Below are 16,525 nucleotides of genomic sequence, written 5' to 3' on the forward strand. Positions count from 1 at the left end.
TCAGCTCCACTTCATGTAGAGATTGCCGATCCGGTACACCACGTTGGGCGTGTACCCGAGGGCCATCTCCTCGGCGGGCACGGGCTCCCACTTCCCGGTGCGCTGCACCTTGCGCTCGAGGCCCGCCGCGGTGACGAAGCGCGTGGAGCCCCCGGGCCCCGCTTCGAGTACGAGCACGGCCGCACGCGGAGCACGCACGAAGTCGCCTCCGGCGTTCAGGCACATCCGCGCGTTGCGGTAGAAGCCCCGTGTCCCTCCGGGCGTCTCCCGAAGCGTGAGCGCCGAGGCCCTCTTGAGCCCCACCTCCGAGCCCGCCACGTAGACGCTCGCCGCCGGGTCGAAGTCGTTCGGCCGGACGAAGCCCGCGACCACCCAGCCAAAGCCCAGCATCCCGCCGAGCAGGGCCAGCCACGGCCACCAGCAGCGCAGCCAGCCCGTCTCCGACACCTGCACGAGTGCCGGGACCGTCACGGCCGCCGCCGCGTAATGCGGATGCGTCGCGGCGAAGAGCGCCCCCATCCCCTGCGGGTTGATGTGTCCGCAGCAGCCCTGCGCGGTGAAGCAGATTTCGTACTTCAGCGGCTGTCCCTTGCGGCCATTGCCCAGGTCCGCCTCCGAACCCTCGACGGGAGCGCAGCTCAACACGCCTCCCTGCACCTCCCCCTGCGCCGTGCACTGGATGGGGATGCGATCCGCGTTCGTCGAGCGCGACAGGTCCACCACCGAGCACCGGCGCGTCTCGCCACGCTCGCCCCGCCACGCGCCGAAGTCGAGCGAGCCCGGGTTCGGCACCAACGCGAAGTCGAGGAAGCCCTCCACCTGCACCGACCGCCGCGTGCGCTGCTCCATCCACGCGTTGCGGAACGTCACCACCACCGGCGTGGACATGCCCTCCGGCGAGGGCTCCGAGGGCGTCCAGTCCGCCACGAAGCGCCCTCCCCCCTCGTGACGCAGCGGCACGTCCTTGCCCTCTATCGTCGCCACCGCCGTGAAGCCGTCCGCCTGGAAGAAGCTCGCGTCGTCGAACGTCTTCCCACGGAAGAGCAGCCGCGCATCGAGCTGCACCGTCTCGCCCACCCGCGCGGTCGCCGGCACCGCCAGCGAGGCCTCCAGGTCGTACCGGAGGATGAGGCCGTAATCGATGGGCCCCGCTCCCTTCGGCAGCGACAACGTCCAGCGGCTCGGCTGGTCCGGCGAGTTGGGCGCCCGGAAGACCTGGTAGTGGCGGTGCGGCGGCTGGCACAGCTTCGGTGCCCCCGCGATACGCGTATTGGGCGGACAGCCGTTGTCACCGGAGGCCTGAGACGGGGCGTTGCCCTGGGGGCCCTCCAGCTTCGCGGTGTACTCGGGCCCGGGCGAGGAGGACGCCGTCGCCACCAGCACCTCCACCACGTACTTGCCCACGTCGAACGTCTTCGATTCGCCCGGCGACAGCGTGCCCGTCTCCGGCCTCGAGCCGAGCACCCGGGCATAACCTCGGGTGAATGCGTCGATGACCTCGCGCGGCTTCTGCACGAACACCAGGTCCTGCGGGTTGCGCGCCAGCGGCTTCAGGAACTGCTCCCCCGTCTGGCGGATCTCATCGCTCCCGAAGAGCCCGATGACCAGGGTCTCGAAGCCCGCCGCCTCGGAGAGCCCGAGCGCCCGGGGTCCCTCGGCGGGGTTCCCATGGAGATCCTGCGGCACTCCGTCCGTGAAGAAGAGAAACAGCCGGTTCGGCAGCGCCGAGCCCCTCAACCGGTTCCCCGCCTCCTCCAGCGGGCGCCGGAAGAAGGTGCCGTTGGAATAGGGCAGCGCGCGGATGGCGTCCGCGTCCCGGGCCGTGCGCGGGGCGTCGTTCTCGCTGTCGCCAAAGGCCAACAGGCTGAAGTGGTCGGCCGAGCCTCGCGCCAATCCCTCGACGATGAGCGAGCCGAGCACCGCGGCCCGCTCGGGATCATTGGGGGGATAGCGGTGGCCCCTGTCGTCCCGGGACTCCACGCCCATGGAGCACGAGTTGTCGAGGATGAGGACGATCTCGTTGCCACCACTGGCTGCTCCGGACGACAGGAGCAGGGGCAGGACGAGTTGCGCGAGCATCATCTAGAGCTCCACCTTGAAGTACGTGCCCCCGGCCCGGTACAGCACCGAGGGAGAAGGGACGTGCCCCCGCGCCAGGTCCGTCACCGGCTCCCACTTGAGGGTGCGGCGCTCCTGCTGCTCCAGCGGGCCCGTGCCCGTCAGCACCACTCCCGCGCCCCGGGTGGCTCGCAGGAGGATGGGCGCGTTGCGCGTGCGGCCGTTCACGTCGCCGTCCCCGTGCACGCCCAACCGGGCGTCCCGGTAGAAGCCGGGCGCGCTGCCGGGACAGGCCTGCAGGAGGATGGCGGCGGATTGGCGGATGCCTCGCTCGCTCCCGGCCACGCGGATGGACGCTCCCGGCGGGAAGCGCGCGGGCTGCGTGAATCCCGCCAGCACCACCCCGAAGCCGAGCAGCGCCAGCGACGACCACACCCACGCGCCGTAACAGCCGAGGAAATTCCGGCCCTCGACCTTCCAGCGCAGGCGCACCGTCTTCTCCTGGGCCTTGAACTCGGGGGTGAGCGGCACCACGCGCAACACGGCCGGGTCCGGCGACACCTCTCCAGCACAGCGCGGCACCTCGAGGCAGATCTCGAGCCGGCGCGCCTGGGGGTCCAACGCGTCGATACCCAACGAAGGTGCCAGACCCCGCACGTCATCCTGGTTCAGCGCGTTGCGGAAGTAGAGCACCGGGCGGGCCTGGCAGCCCTCGAGCCCCTCGGCGCGCAATTCCCAGCGGTGCTCCTCGGCGCCCTGCGATTGGCTGAAGTCGAGCGTCTGGCAGGCCCCCGTCACCGGCGTGCCCGCGGCGACGGTGCCGAAATCCAGCTCCGCCTGAAGCTCCAGCTTCAACTGAGGACGCACCTGCACCTCGTGCGCGGGCATGGCCACCGGCCCCTTCGGCGTCTGGAACACGAGCGACCAGCTCGCGGCGCCGACCTCGGTGTACGTGGCGAGGAACTCGTACCGGTCGTCCGCTTTCGGAGCACCCCGGTAGCGCTCCTGGCCCGTATCCACCATGCGGGCCTCCACCTTGGGATTCGCCAGGAGCGAGTCCACCTGCTGACGGCTCGCTCCCGGCTCCGGGCGTACGAGCCGCACCGCTCCCCTGCACGGAAGGCCGACGTAGCACGTGCGCGGCAGGTCCGATGTATCGAAGCCGAGGCCGAGGTCACTCACCGTGGCGGACACCTCTCCCGCCGGGCACACCACGCGATCTCCCGCGCGCCCACCCGCGCTGATGCGCACCTCGCGCGGCTTGGGAGACGCGGGCGGAGTCCACGCCGCCGAGAGCGCGCCGTCCGCTGAGAGCGTCGTCGGTGGCTCTCCCTCGACCTGCACGGTGAACGCCAGCGAGAGGCCCGCGGGAGGCGTGCTCACCGGCACCTGCCCCACCGCATCGAACAGCCGGGCACTCAGCGACGTGGACTGGCCCGCAACGAGTGCCTCGTGCACGGCGGGCCGCACCACGCGCGCCCGGAAGCCGCAGACCTCCACCTTCAGCTCCCGCGCCTCGGAGGCGGCCGCACGGAGCGTCTCGCCCGGGGCGAGTGGGAGTCCGACAGGGACGAACTCGATGCGCGCGGAGCTGGTGGCGGGAAGCGTGAAGCGCGCCTCCACCGTGCCGTCCGGCTGTACGGTGCCCGGGTGCTCGGTGACGTGGCCACTCGCGTCGGTGACGCGGAAGGTGCCGCCGGTGACGCGGCGCAACGCGCCCTGCTCGTCCCGGACCGCGCCCACGGCGGTCACCGTGTCTCCCGTCGTGTACGGGCCAGGAGAGATGCGCTCCACCTTCGCCTCGAGCTGCACGGGAGGAGGCCCTGGAGGAGGCTTCACGGGCTCGCCATTGATGACGTGCTCCACCACGTTGGCGGCGCCGTGTCTCTCTCCGAAGAGCCGCGCGCATTCGTACGGGTCCGCCCGCGACCAGGTGCCCTGGTTGCGCCGGAGGAACTTCGACTCACAGGTGGAGTCCTCCTCGTCGAAGCAGACGAAGCACTCCTGCCCATTGGTGACCCAGCAGTGGTAGTGCCAGTCCTCGTGCATCACACGGACGGCCGGCATGTCGCACGCGGCCACCACCCCCGGCGGCGTCCCCTCGTACCCTCCGACGCAGTAGGTGTCCCCCACCTCCTGTGCCAGAACGGGAGCGGCCCGCAGCAGCGAGGCGACGGCGAGCAGCGCCAACAGCGCGCGGACCATCACTGCTCTCCGGTTTCCGTGACGTGCGAGCCCCCAGGCGCGGCGGGCGCGGGCGTGTGGGGCGTCCCCATTCCGGTGGGAGGCTCGGATTGCGCGACGCCCGCGTCCCGCTCGGAGGGCGCGGAGGGTGTCTGTGCACCAGCGGGAGAGGGCTTCGGAGTCTGCGCCCGCAGTCCCACCGCGAGGCCCACGCCCAGCCCCAGCACACCCGTCGCGAGCAGCAACCACAGGGGAAACCGGCGCCCGGTGCTCGCGGCCACCACGGGCGCATCCCTCTTCCGCGGCTCGGGAGCGGGCGGGGCTTGCACCACCGGGCCGCTCGGTGCCACCGGCGTTTCCCGCACCACGGGCGCGGAGGCCGGCTCTGGCGCGAGCAGCATCGGCATGCCATCCGGGAGCGTCTCGCGCCGGGCCTGCTGGGGAACCGCCGCCCTGCGCGGCACCTCGGGCTGTCCCGCCACCAGCAGGATGACCGTGATGTTGTCTCCCCCACCCCGCTCGTTCGCCGTCTGGATGAGCTTCGTCACCGCGTCCTGGTAGTCGCGGCCCTCGATGAGCGGATACAGCTCCGGGTCCTCGATGAAGTCGTACAGCCCATCGCTGCACAGCAGCACCACGTCACCGGCGCGCAGCTCCAGGGGCTCCGTCCACACCTCGGGCTTGAAACTCTTCTGCACGCCCGCGCTTCCCCCCAACGCCCGCACGAGCACGTGCGCGTCGGGGTGATTGCGCGCCTCCTCGGGCTTGAGGATGCCGTGGCTCACCATCACGGCCACGCGCGTGTGGTCCCTCGTGCGATCGACCGGAGCGCCCTCGCGGAACTGGTAGAGGCGGCTGTCGCCCACCCAGCCCACGTAGCAGCGCGAGCCCATCACCCACGCCACCACGCCCGTGGTCCCCATGCCGTCGGCACCCCGGGTGAGCGCCGCATCGAGCACCGCCTGGTTCGCCTCCATGAACGCCTGGTAGAGGGCTCGCGGCGGATTGTCGGGCGGACTCGCGGAGATGACCTCGACGAGCCGATCGCTCGCCACCTGGCTGGCCACCTCACCCGCCTCGTGGCCTCCCATGCCGTCGCATACCACCAGCAACTGGGAACCATCCGGCTGCGCGGCGATCCGGTAGGAGTCCTCGTTCTGCGAGCGCTGGCGGCCGACGTCGGTACTTCCATGAATGTAGAGCGGGAGGCTCATTCGTCATCTCCCCTCGCGGGTGAGTAGAGGGTCCGGGCCTTGGCCCTCGGAGCCTCGGCGGAGGGCTGTGCGGCGGAGGGCTGCGCGGGAGGCGCCGCGACCACGGGCACGACTCCAGCGGGAGGCTCGGCGGACGGCTGAAGCCCGGGCTGCACCAGGGTGAACTCCAGGTACTGCGACAGGCGGATGCTCTGGCCGGGCCGCACCTGCACGCGCTCGCCCGGATTCAGGCGGCGCCCGTCCACGAAGGTGCCGTTGGTCGAGTGCTCGTCCTTCACGAAGACGTTGCCGCCCTTGAAGAGCTGCACCGTCGCGTGGTGGCCGCTCAGTTGCGGCAGGTCCACCGGGAGATCCATCTCGCCCGCCCGGGCACCGATGGAGAACGCGGACTTATGCACCCGGTAGAACGGCTCGAGCCCCGCGGGGCCTCGGACCACCACCAGCCGCGTCTCCGGCAGCGTGGCGAAGGGATCCTTCCACGCGGGCGTGGCCGGAGCGGGCTCGGGCTGGGGAGCGGGAGGCTCGGGGGTGGGCACCGGCGCGGCCACGGGCGGAGCCACCTGGGGCGCCGGAGCGGGCTCCGAGCGGCGCCGGGTGAGCAGCGCGATGAGCACCCCCAGCAGGAGCAACCCCAGGCCGATGAGCAGGGCGATCAGCCACCAGGGCAAACCGCTCGAAGGCCGCGCGGAGTCGGGAGCGCCCGGTGTGCCACCGGGTTGGGCCGCCGTTCCGGGGCTTCCCGAGGGAGTGCCGGGCTGCGAGGGGGAACCCGGAGTCCCCGCCGTGGGCCCGGGCTGCGTCGAAGGTGAAGTGCCGGGGTTGCCCGTCGTCTTCCCCGGAGGAGTCACCGAGCCGGAGGTGCCCGTCTTCGAGCCCGTGCCGGTCCGAGCCGGCGAGGGGCCCGTGGCGACCGAGCCGGGACAGGCGGCGGTGGCACTGCCCTCGGCCTTCTGGCGGAAGGAGACGGAGTCGCTCCAGGCGGTGGTGGCGCCTCCTGACAGGCCCTCGACGGAGAGCCGGCCCGTGGACTGCCCGCGCTTCACGCCGCAGAAGCCCACGTCCAGCCAGTAGAGGTTCTCCAACGCGCCCACGAGCCCCGTGACGGCCTGCCGCGCATCGACATCGCCCACCTGGATGTAGCGGCCGCCGGAGCCCTCGGCGAGCTGGGACATCTCATCGAGCCGCGTGGCCGCGTTGCTCCGCTTGCCGGTGCTCTTCGGGCTGAAGACGACGATCTGGACGCGCACCCCCTTGTCACGCGCCTCGGTGGCGAGGTCCTTCACCTTGAGCGCGGCCGACTCCTCGCCCGCGTCGGTGAAGACGATGACCTCGCGCGAGCCTCCTCGCGAGAGCGGCTGCTTGCTCGCGGCCTCACGCACGGCCTGCTGGATGTAGAACTTGAGCCGGGTGACGAGCTGGCGGGTTCCCGACTGCGCGACCTTGTCCAGACATGCCTGGAGCCCGGCGGCGGAGCGCTCCTCGCAGTGGGTGGTCTTGCTCTGCCCGAAGGTCATCACCGCCACGGTGTGATTCGAGGCCCGGGGGCCGAGCGCGTCCGCGTAGGCCTTCGCGAGCTGGAAGGCGTCGGACCAGTACGAGGCGAACGAGCCGGATTGATCGAAGGCGAGGACCGTGTAGCTGCCCTCGTTGGAGTCCGCCATCCGGCGAGCCCCCTTCACCTGCGCGCCGGCATTCTCCACGACGACCCGGAAGAGATTCTCCCGGGCCTGGGACGTCCGGAGCTCGTTCTGGAGCGCCGGGTCGGTGACCTCGACCTGGAGCCGCGTCTGCCCGTTGGACGCGGGCGGCACCGCGAGCACGGTGAGCCCATTGTCCGCCGCCCCCGCGGGTGCTCCCACGAGGAGCGCGGCGAGCAGCCCGGCCAGCATGAAGACAGTGCGGTGCATGGACATCCCCCCTCGGGAGCGGCTCACTGGGAGCGGCGGGACAGCAACTGCTCGGGGACGATGACGAGCACCAGCGTCGTCCCGCCCAGGGTGATGACGGCGTGGTTCTGGAGGACGACCTGCTCGCCATGGACGACGGCGCCGTTGACGACCGAGCCGTTGCTGGAGACGTCGATGAACGAGGCGTCCTCGGCGCGGATGAACAGGAAGCCGTGCTGGCCGCTCACGCGTCCGTCATCGATGATCACGTCGCAATCGGCGTTGCGGCCGAGCACGTTGCGCCCGGCGCGCAGCGGGTGGACGCGGCCGGAGTCGGTGGGGCCGCGGTACTCGAAGAGGGCCCCGCGCACGAGCCCCGCGGCCGAGCCCTCGTTGGCGGTCTCCACGATGGTGCGGGCCTTGGGGCGCGGAGCGGCGGCGGCCGGAGCAGCCGGAGCGGGAGCCGGAGGCATGGCGGCCGGAGCCGGGGCCGGGGCCGGGGCGGCCGCACGCGAGGGCGGGAGGGACGCGGCGGCGAAGGGATCGCGCGGGTCGAAGGTGGGCCGGGGCGGAGGCGGATTGGCGAAGAAGTCCGCGCCGCGTTGAGGCGGCGGAGGCGGCGCCGAGGGGTCGGGCTCGAAGACGGTGTGCCGCTTCTGATGCGGGTTGGCGGGCTGCTGGGGAGGCGGGCGAGCCGGAGCGCTCCCGGCGTCCGGAGCCGGACTGGAAGGCGTCAGGTCCATGCCGCACATGTCGCAGTAGGCGGCACCGGCATCATTCTCGTTCTGGCAGGAAGGACAGCGCATGGGGGGCCGGGCCGACTCTAGGGCACGCCCTGGAGGAAACTCCAGCCGGACGGGCGCCCCGAGCCCTACGCACGAGGCCGGTGGGGATTGCAGACCCTGGGAGAGGGCACATGCGTTCATGCGCCGCAGAGGAAATCCTCATGCCGGTCCGCCCCGCCTTCCCGAGTCCCCTGCCCGTCTTCGCCTGTCTCGCGCTGGTCCTCGCCGGGGCCTGCCTGCCCGGAGCGCGTCGTGAGCCTCGAGTCCCGGTGGAACAGGCCCCGGCCGAGGCGCCCCCTCTCGAGGTCCACCGCCTCGCGTGCGTCCCACGCCCGGCACCTTCGGCGGAGAGTCAGCAGCCGGCCCCTCCCTCGGAGGAGGCGTGGTTGCTGATGCAGCTCTACGAACGGCCGGCCATCCCCGGAAGCCCGAAGTCACTCCAGTTCCGGCTCTCCACGACGCGGATGTATAGCTGCCTCGGCTACATGATTCCGGCACGCCTGAGCACGGCGCCGGGCGAGCTGCGCCTGGACCTGGGTGACGTGACCCAGGTCCCGGGCCCTTGTCCGGCCGCGATCGGTCCCGCCGTGGGAGACGTCACCCTGCCCGCGACGGCGCGAGGCACCTTCACGTTGCGGTTGCGGCACCGGGGCCAGGAGGACCAGTACCGGCTGGTGCTGGAAGAGGACCGCATCGAGCTGTCCCCACTGCGCGCCCGCTTCTCGGCGTCACAGAATCCGCCGGTGCTCCTGCGAGCGCCCGAGGGAGCGCTCCACGTGCAATGCATCTTCAAGGACTGGGAGAACCCTTGCCGCGAGCGAGCCGCAGCGGGAGGCCCCACGTGCGAGACGTTCTTCGCGGACCCGGTCATCGCGCGCCTGAAGCCGCTGGAGTTGAAGACGGGGACGTACTCGCTCGGGTTCTTCAATTCACCCGAGGGCTGCGACGTGCGGGCTCCCGAGGGAGTGGAGGCACTGGCGCGCTACCTCTCCGAGCACTACCGGGACCCGAGCAACTGCCTGTACATCACCGTCTACACGTGGCAGGGCGGGGGGTTCGCCAATCTCTGACCTACTTACGTCCGCACGTTCTCTTTTTCGGAGCTGGCGAAGCCACAGGCGACGAGCAGTGCGCGCTCGACCTCCGGCCAGCGGTCCGATGACAGGGTGGTGAGCACCGAGCCGAGGCGTGAACGCTGCGCCAGACTCACGTGATCGAAATTCAAGGCGCAGCCTGCAGGCATCCCATCATCCGACGACAGCAACACTTCCGTGGCGAGCCCACGAATCGTGCGTGTTGCGGGAACGACGATGATCTCGTTCAGCGCGTCGATGACCTCATCGCGAGTGAGCAGGAGAACGGGACGGCGTTTGTCAGGCGACGCGAACGTGTACCAGCGGATCTCACCGCGACGCATCGAACTCCTCCCACCCCTCCGCCTCCCAGGTCAGCGGATCCTCTTGAGAAGAGAACTCCTCCACGGACGGCGGAGCCGCACGATAGGCCTCCGCGTCCGGGAAACCGCCCTGTGCGGCGGCTCGAAGGGCGAGCTTCGCAAGACGAACCTGCTCGTCATGCGGAAGCTTCTGGACGAGTGGCCAGAGATCCTGGGCGGTGAGAGTCTGGCTCATGGGAACACCTCTTCCCTTCAATGTGGGGCATCGGCTCCGAGAATGGCAAGGTTACACGAGGAACTGCCGGGCGTGCGTCCCCGACTCACCGCCCCCGTGCCACCTTCCGGGCAGGCTCCTCCGCCGCGAACACCGACTTGAGCACCCGGCCGGTGGCCGTCTTCAGCCTCGCCACCTCTTGCGGTGTCCCCTCGGCCACGATGCTCCCGCCCTCCTCGCCGCCCTCGGGCCCCAGCTCCACCACATGGTCCGCCGAGGCGATGACGCTCGGGTGGTGCTCGATGACCACCAGGGTGTCCCCCCGGTCCACCAGCCGGCGCAGGAAGGCGATCAGCTTCGATACGTCTCCCAGGTGCAGGCCCGTGGTCGGCTCGTCGAGCACGTACAGCGTGGGCTCGTGGCGCATGGACGCGGTGAGCTCCGCGGCCAGCTTCAACCGCTGCGCCTCACCGCCGGACAGGGTGTTGGAGCCCTGGCCCAGCTGCAGGTAACCCACGCCCAGGTCCGACAGGCACGACAGCGGCGCGGACACCTTGGGCAACGCATGGAAGACGTCCTTGGCCTCGTCCGCGGACAGGCGCAGCACGTCACCAATCGTCAGCCCGTGGTAGCGCACCTCGAGCGTGGCCGCGTCGAAACGGGCCCCGCCGCACGCCTCGCACGGAGTCACCACGTCCGGGAGGAAGGACATCTCGTGCGAGATGGCTCCCTGCCCGTCGCACGCCGTGCACCGTCCGCCTGACGCCGAGTTGAACGAGAACCGGGTGGGACTGAAGCCGCGCAGCTTGGCCTCGGGGGTGGCGGCGAACGCCCGGCGCAGCTCGTCCCAGAGGCCCAGGAAGGTGGCTGGCACCGAGCGCGGCGTGCGCCCGATGGGCGACTGGTCCACCGCCAGCACGCGGCGGATGGCGTCCACGCCCGTGAGCGACTTGAACGGCCCTGGCCGCGTCGTCACCAGCCCGAGCTTCTCGCGCAGGGCCGGGTACAGCACATGGCGCACCAGGGTGCTCTTCCCCGAGCCCGACACGCCCGACACCACCGTGAGCCGGCCCACGGGGATGCGCAGATCCGCGCCCTTCAGGTTGTTGGCCCGAGCCCCCTTCAGCTCAATCCACTTCTGCGGCTCGCCGCGGTTCGTCGCGGCCAGCACCGCGGGCTCGCGGAGCGCCTTGGCCGTGGGAGCGTCCTCGCTCTGCAGCACCTGCTCGGGAGGGCCCTCGGCGAGGATGCGTCCGCCGCCCCGGCCGCCCGTGGGGCCCAGCTCGATGAGGTGGTCCGCCGCGCGAATGGTGTCCGTGTCGTGCTCCACCACCAGCACGGTGGAGCCCGTGTCCACGAGCGCACGCAGGTTGGACAGCAGCCGGTGGGTGTCGCGCGGGTGCAGGCCGATGGTGGGCTCGTCCAGCACGTACATCGCGCCGGTGAGTCCCGCGCCGAGCTGCGCCGACAGCCGTAGCCGCTGCATCTCGCCACCCGACAGCGTGGACGCGTTCCGGTCCAACGACAGGTAGCCCAGCCCCACGCGATCCAGGAACTCCATGCGCCGCAGCAGCTCCTGGCGGGACGGCTCGCCGAGCAGCGCCCGGTCTCCCTTGAACTTCCACCCGCGCACCTGCTCCAGCGTGGCGGTGACGGACTGCTGCACCACCTCGTGGTAGCGCAGGCCCTCGAGCTTCACCGCGCGCGGCACCGGCTCCAGGCGCGAGCCCTCGCAGGTTCTGCACGGCTCCGAGCGGCCCTCGGCCAGCGCCTCGGCACCGCCCTCCACGCCCGTGCCCTCGCAGTCCACGCACCGGCCCTGCTTCGTGTTGAAGGAGAACCAGCGCGGATCCAGCTCCGGCACGGAGAAGCCGCAGACGGGGCAGGTCCGCTCGCTGGACAGGAGCGTCTCCTTGTCGCCAGCACTGCGCACCTTCAGCGCGCCCTTGCCCCAGGTGAGGGCCTTGTCGAATACCTCGCGCGGCAGCTTCGCCAGCTTGCCCTGGTACATGACGAGGTCGATGTCGTGCTCGCGCGATTTCACGAGCTGCGGCGGCTGATCCGTGGACACCGACTTGCCATCGGCGATGGCCGTCTCGATGCCCGCGCGAGCGGCGGCGGTGAAGACGTCCAGGTACGTGCCCTTGCGTGCGCGCACCGCGGGGGCGAGCACCGTGCCGTCCCCCTTCATCGCGGTGAGCTGCGCGTACAGGGCCTCGGCGGTGGTGGCGGCGATGGGCTCACCGTCTCGCGGGCAGTGGGGCTGGCCCAGCTTGGCGAAGAGGAGGCGCAGGTAGTGGGCCACCTCGGTGACGGTGGCCACGGTGCTGGTGGCGCCCGCGCGCGAGGTGCGCTGCTCCAGCGCCACCGAGGGCGGAATGCTGCTGATGCGCTCCACGTCCGGGCGCGGCATGGTGGGCAGGAACTGGCGCGCGTATGGCGTCAGCGTCTCCAGGAAACGCCGTTGGCCCTCGGCGAACACCACGTCGAACACGAGTGAGCTCTTCCCCGAGCCGCTCGGCCCCGTCACCACCGTCATCTTCCCGAGTGGAATCCGGCAGGACACCTCCTGCAGGTTGTGCTCGCGCGCGTGCTCCACTTCGATGGCGGGAGGCACCTCGGCCGGGCCCTTGCCGCGCTTGCCCGGCAGCACCGGCTCGCTCAACGTCCCGCGCAGCGCCGCCGCCGTGAGGCCCTCGCCCCGGGCGATGAGCTGCTCCGGAGTGCCCTCGGCCACCAGCCGCCCACCGTTGCGGCCGCCTCCAGGTCCGAGGTCGATGATCCAATCCGCGCCCCGCATGACGGCGAGGTCATGGTCCACCACGACGACGCTCGCGCCGCGTTCCACCAACTCATGCAGCGCGGCGAGCACCTGGCGCACGTCCGCGTCGTGCAGGCCGGCGCTCGGCTCGTCGATGAGGAAGAGCGAGCCCTTCGCCTCACTGGCCAGCGCGCGCGCCAGCTTGAGGCGCTGGGCCTCGCCACCGGACAAGGTGGACAGCGGCTGTCCCAGGGACAGATACCCGAGCCCCAACCGCGACACGGGCCCGAGCGCGCGCACCAGTGGCTTGTCACCGGCGAAGCGCTCGAGCACCTCGTCCACGGTGAGCTCCAGCACGTCCGCCACGGAGAGGCCGTGGTGCCGGATGGCCAGCACCTCCTCCTTGAAGCGCCGGCCCCGGCACACCGGGCACAACAGCGACACGTCCGCGAGGAACTGCATCTCCACCGTCTCGTAGCCTTCGCCCGAGCAGGCCTCGCAGCGGCCCTTGTCCACGTTGAAGGAGAAGTGCGCCGAGGTCAGGCCGCGCACCTCGGCCTCGGGCTCGGAGGCGAAGCGCTCGCGCAGCCGGTCCCACGCCTTGGTGTACGTGGCCGCGTTGCCGCGCGAGGTGCGCCCCAGCGGCGACTGGTCCACGAAGGTGACGCGCTCCACCACCTCCAGCCCGTCCACGCCATCCGCCTCACCGGGCGCCTCGACGTCCTTCTCGCCCAGGGCTCGCCCGAGGTGGCGGTACAGCACCTCGTCCATCAGGGTGCTCTTGCCCGAGCCACTCGGGCCCGTAACCGCGCACAGCACGCCGAGCGGCACGTTCACCGAGACGCCCCGGAGGTTGTGCGCCCGGGCATTGCGAATCACCAGCTCCCCGGTGCGCGTGCGCGGCGTGCGCTTCACGTCCTCGGTGCCCGACAGCAGCCGGCCGGTGGGCAGGTCCGAGCGCTTCGCCAGCGCCTGCGGGGTGCCATCGAAGCACATCTTCCCGCCGTGCTTGCCGGCCCCGGGCCCCAGCTCCAGCACGCGGTGCGCCGAGCGGATGACGAGCGGATCATGCTCGATGACGAGCGCGATGTTGCCCCGGGTGGCCAGCTCGGCCATGGCGCCAGTGAGGGGCCCCACGTCCGAGGGGTGCAGGCCCACGGTGGGCTCGTCCAGTACGAAGAGCGCGCCCGTCAGGGACGTGCCCAGCGCCGCGGTGAGCGACACGCGCTGCGCCTCACCGCCGGACAGCGTGCGCGCGGGCCGGTCCAGCGTGAGGTAGCCCAGGCCCACCCGCTCCAGGTAGCCGAGGCGGCTCGCCAGCTCGCGGCGCACCAGCTCGCCCTGGCCCGTATGGGTGCGCAGGGCCTCCAGGCGGGCGCGCGCATCCGACAGCTCCAGCCCGTGCCACGCGGCCAGGTCCAACCCGCCCACGCGCCACGCCCGGGCGGACTCGTTGAGGCGAGCGCCCTGGCAGCTCTCGCACAGCGCATAGGCGCGGTAGCGCGAGAGCAGCACGCGCACGTGCATCTTGTACGTGCGGCTCTCCATCCAGCGGAACCACGCGCGCACGCCCGGGTACGAGCGGCCGCCGTGGTAATCCCCCTCGCCCTCCAGCACCTTCTCGCGCTGCGCCGCGGTGAGCTGCCCCCACGGCTTGTCCAGCGGAATGCCGTTGTCTTTCGCGTAGCGGAACAGCATCTTCCGCTCCCACTCGGAGGTCTTGCCGGACCAGGGACGGATGGCGCCCTTCTCCAGGCTCAGCGCCGGGTTGGGCACCACCTTCTCCCAGTCGATGCCGATGGTGCGGCCGAAACCCCGGCACGTGGGGCACGCGCCCGTGGGCGACTGGTAGCTGAAGAGGCCGGGCCGGGCCTGCTCGAACTCGCGCGAGCACTTGGGGCATACGAGGCCGCGGCGGATGCGCCGCATGCCCGAGGGCGTGAAGGCCACCGCGTTACCGTTGCCCATGGCCCACGCGGACTCCAGCGCCGCCGCCACCCGGCCGAGCTGTCCCTGCGCCAGCTTCACCCGGTCCACCACCACGTGCGCCACGCCCGCCGAGTCCGTGGCCTCGCTCGGCCGCAGCGACTCCAGCTCGCGCACCTCGCCCTGCACCACCAGCCGGTGGAAGCCCTCCTTGAGCAACTTCGCGCGCACGTCGAGGAACTCGGCGGTGTCCGCGATGCGCAGCGGGAAGGCGAGCACGGCCAGGGCGTCGGGCTCGGCGGCGAGCGTCGCGGTGGCGGCCACGCGCGCGTCGGTCCGCACCGCCTCCACCCCGCAGGCCGGACACACCGGCATGGCCTCACGGGTGAAGAGCGCGGACAGGTACGCCTCCACGTCGGCCAGCGTGGCCACGGTGGAGCGCGAGCTCTTCACCGGGGCGCGGCGATCCACCGCCACGCCCGCCGCCACGGGCTCCAGGTTGTCCATCGGGGGCCGCTCCAGCCGCTCGAGGAACTGGCGGGCATACGGGCTGAAGCTCTCGACGAAGCGGCGTTGCCCCTCGGCGTAGAGGGTATCCAACGCGAGGCTCGACTTGCCGGAGCCGGACACGCCGGTGAGGCACACCAGCTCGCCTTCGGCGAGGTCCACGGTGAGGGACTGGAGATTGTGGGTCCTGGCGCCAACGAGGTGTGTCTTGTGCATGGGAGGCGGGGATTTAACGGCGGAAGTCACCTTCGCCAACGGAATCCGTGACGTGGGGCCAGGGAGGCAGGCGGGCCGCTCGCTCCCGTCGGTTGACCTTGCTTCGCACGCCCATCAATCCCACTGATCCGCCCGCGCCCACCGGCTACCCTGGAGCTTTGCTTCCCAACTCGCGAGAACACCTATGAGCTGCAGAGTGAATCTGCTCGCACCTGACGTGCGGGCGAATCCCTATCCCTTCTACGCCGGGCTGCGACGCCACGCGCCGGTGAGCCAGGTGGACCCGGGCGGGCTGTGGGCCGTCGCGCGCTACGACGACGTGATGACCGTGCTGAAGAATCCCCGGCTCTTCTCCTCGGAGGGCATCCGGCGCACCTACCGCCCGGATTGGATTCCCGACTACCCCATGGCGGACTCCATGCTGGTGATGGATCCGCCGCGGCATACCCGGCTGCGCTCGCTCGTCAGCCGCGCCTTCGGGGCCACCGTGCTCACCCGGCTGGAGCCGCGCCTGAGAGAGCTGTCCCACCGGCTCATCGCCGCGCTGCCCGACGGGCAACCGGTGGACTTCGTGGAGGACTTCTCCATCCGCGTGCCCATCTCCGCGCTGGGCGAGCTGGTGGGCATTCCCCCGTCGCTCCATGCCCAGCTCAAGCACTGGGCGGAGGTGATGACGCGCTTCACCAGCGTCGGCCCCGCGGACCTCGAGCCCCAGGAGCGCATCCGCGCCTCGGTGGCCGAGGCCCGGCACCACTTCGAGCAGGTGCTGGAGGAGCGCCGCCGCGAGCCGCGCGACGACCTGATGAGCGACCTGCTGAGCGCGCACGTGGACGGCGAGGCCCTCACGCAGACGGAGCTGATGGGCTTCATGTTCCTGCTCCTCATCGGCGGCCTGGAGACGACGGTGCACCTGCTGAGCGCCAGCGTCCTGAAGCTCCAGGAGGACCCGGCGCTGATGGCGCGGCTGCGCGCGGAGCCGGAGCTCATCCCCCGCTTCATTGACGAGATGCTGCGCCACAGCGGCCCGGTGCACGGCATCGTCCGGCTGACCACCGACGACGTGGAGCTCGGCGGCGCGCACGTGCCCCGGGGCGAGCGGCTGCTGCTGCTGATGGCCTCGGCCAACCGCGACGAGGCGCGCTTCCTCGAGCCGGACCGTTTCGACCTGGAGCGCGCCGGCTCCCAGCAACTGCCCTTCGGCCACGGAGCCCACTTCTGCCTGGGTGCCCAGCTCGCGAGGATGGAAGCGAGGCTCGCGCTGGAAGCACTCCTCGCGCGCTTCGCCCGGCTGACTCCCGGTGACGAGCCCGCGCGCTGGAACATTTCATTGGTGATGCGTGGCCCCATCTGGCCGCCGCTCGCGGCGCATACGGACTGA

The 16,525-nt window shown here is 71.3% G+C and carries 10 protein-coding genes; 2 read left to right on the top strand and 8 right to left on the bottom strand.

Annotated features, from left to right (window positions below; genetic code table 11):
• From ACJ8AN_RS05030 to ACJ8AN_RS05050, 5 genes are read right to left on the bottom strand one after another with little or no spacing between them, the layout of a single operon-like run.
• Complete coding sequence (locus tag ACJ8AN_RS05030; RefSeq protein WP_407754076.1) at positions 1–2,082, bottom strand: vWA domain-containing protein; 2,082 nt, start codon at positions 2,080–2,082, stop codon at positions 1–3.
• A complete protein-coding gene (locus ACJ8AN_RS05035; RefSeq protein WP_407754077.1) occupies positions 2,083–4,263 on the bottom strand; it encodes a hypothetical protein in 2,181 nt (726 codons plus the stop codon).
• Positions 4,263–5,456: a protein phosphatase 2C domain-containing protein gene (locus tag ACJ8AN_RS05040; protein ID WP_407754078.1), complete on the bottom strand. Its 1,194-nt coding sequence runs from the start codon at positions 5,454–5,456 to the stop codon at positions 4,263–4,265. The genes ACJ8AN_RS05035 and ACJ8AN_RS05040 overlap by 1 nt, the downstream gene beginning before the upstream one ends.
• Positions 5,453–7,363, bottom strand: a complete 1,911-nt coding sequence (locus tag ACJ8AN_RS05045; protein WP_407754079.1) for an FHA domain-containing protein — start codon at positions 7,361–7,363, stop codon at positions 5,453–5,455. The genes ACJ8AN_RS05040 and ACJ8AN_RS05045 overlap by 4 nt, the downstream gene beginning before the upstream one ends.
• 23 nt (positions 7,364–7,386) lie before the next feature.
• A complete protein-coding gene (locus tag ACJ8AN_RS05050) occupies positions 7,387–8,148 on the bottom strand; it encodes an FHA domain-containing protein (RefSeq protein WP_407754080.1) in 762 nt (253 codons plus the stop codon).
• Between the two features lie 371 nt (positions 8,149–8,519).
• On the opposite strand from ACJ8AN_RS05050, the gene ACJ8AN_RS05055 reads away from it, so the two are divergent.
• Positions 8,520–9,197: a hypothetical protein gene (locus ACJ8AN_RS05055; protein ID WP_407754081.1), complete on the top strand. Its 678-nt coding sequence runs from the start codon at positions 8,520–8,522 to the stop codon at positions 9,195–9,197.
• 5 nt (positions 9,198–9,202) lie between these two features.
• Here ACJ8AN_RS05055 and ACJ8AN_RS05060 read toward each other — a convergent pair whose 3' ends face one another.
• The 3 genes from ACJ8AN_RS05060 to uvrA form a co-directional block, all read right to left on the bottom strand.
• Entirely contained in the window at positions 9,203–9,544 is a 342-nt protein-coding gene (locus tag ACJ8AN_RS05060) for a type II toxin-antitoxin system PemK/MazF family toxin (RefSeq protein WP_407754082.1), read from the bottom strand.
• Positions 9,531–9,758: a hypothetical protein gene (locus ACJ8AN_RS05065; protein WP_407754083.1), complete on the bottom strand. Its 228-nt coding sequence runs from the start codon at positions 9,756–9,758 to the stop codon at positions 9,531–9,533. Before ACJ8AN_RS05065 ends, ACJ8AN_RS05060 begins: the two co-directional genes overlap by 14 nt.
• An 85-nt stretch (positions 9,759–9,843) precedes the next feature.
• Positions 9,844–15,147: an excinuclease ABC subunit UvrA gene (uvrA, locus tag ACJ8AN_RS05070; RefSeq protein ID WP_407754084.1), complete on the bottom strand. Its 5,304-nt coding sequence runs from the start codon at positions 15,145–15,147 to the stop codon at positions 9,844–9,846.
• Positions 15,148–15,343: 196 nt separating this feature from the next.
• On the opposite strand from uvrA, the gene ACJ8AN_RS05075 reads away from it, so the two are divergent.
• Positions 15,344–16,525, top strand: a complete 1,182-nt coding sequence (locus ACJ8AN_RS05075) for a cytochrome P450 (protein ID WP_407754085.1) — start codon at positions 15,344–15,346, stop codon at positions 16,523–16,525.

The organism is Archangium sp., assembly GCF_045802675.1.
In the GTDB taxonomy this organism is placed as follows: Bacteria; Myxococcota; Myxococcia; order Myxococcales; family Myxococcaceae; genus Archangium.

Excerpts from the sequence above, each read along its gene's own strand:
- ACJ8AN_RS05030 (WP_407754076.1), bottom strand. The coding sequence starts at position 2,082 with ATGATGCTCGCGCAACTCGTCCTGCCCCTGCTCCTGTCGTCCGGAGCA.
- ACJ8AN_RS05035 (WP_407754077.1), bottom strand. The coding sequence starts at position 4,263 with ATGGTCCGCGCGCTGTTGGCGCTGCTCGCCGTCGCCTCGCTGCTGCGG.
- ACJ8AN_RS05040 (WP_407754078.1), bottom strand. The coding sequence starts at position 5,456 with ATGAGCCTCCCGCTCTACATTCATGGAAGTACCGACGTCGGCCGCCAG.
- ACJ8AN_RS05045 (WP_407754079.1), bottom strand. The coding sequence starts at position 7,363 with ATGCACCGCACTGTCTTCATGCTGGCCGGGCTGCTCGCCGCGCTCCTC.
- ACJ8AN_RS05050 (WP_407754080.1), bottom strand. The coding sequence starts at position 8,148 with ATGCGCTGTCCTTCCTGCCAGAACGAGAATGATGCCGGTGCCGCCTAC.
- ACJ8AN_RS05055 (WP_407754081.1), top strand. The coding sequence starts at position 8,520 with ATGCAGCTCTACGAACGGCCGGCCATCCCCGGAAGCCCGAAGTCACTC.
- ACJ8AN_RS05060 (WP_407754082.1), bottom strand. The coding sequence starts at position 9,544 with ATGCGTCGCGGTGAGATCCGCTGGTACACGTTCGCGTCGCCTGACAAA.
- ACJ8AN_RS05065 (WP_407754083.1), bottom strand. The coding sequence starts at position 9,758 with ATGAGCCAGACTCTCACCGCCCAGGATCTCTGGCCACTCGTCCAGAAG.
- uvrA (WP_407754084.1), bottom strand. The coding sequence starts at position 15,147 with ATGCACAAGACACACCTCGTTGGCGCCAGGACCCACAATCTCCAGTCC.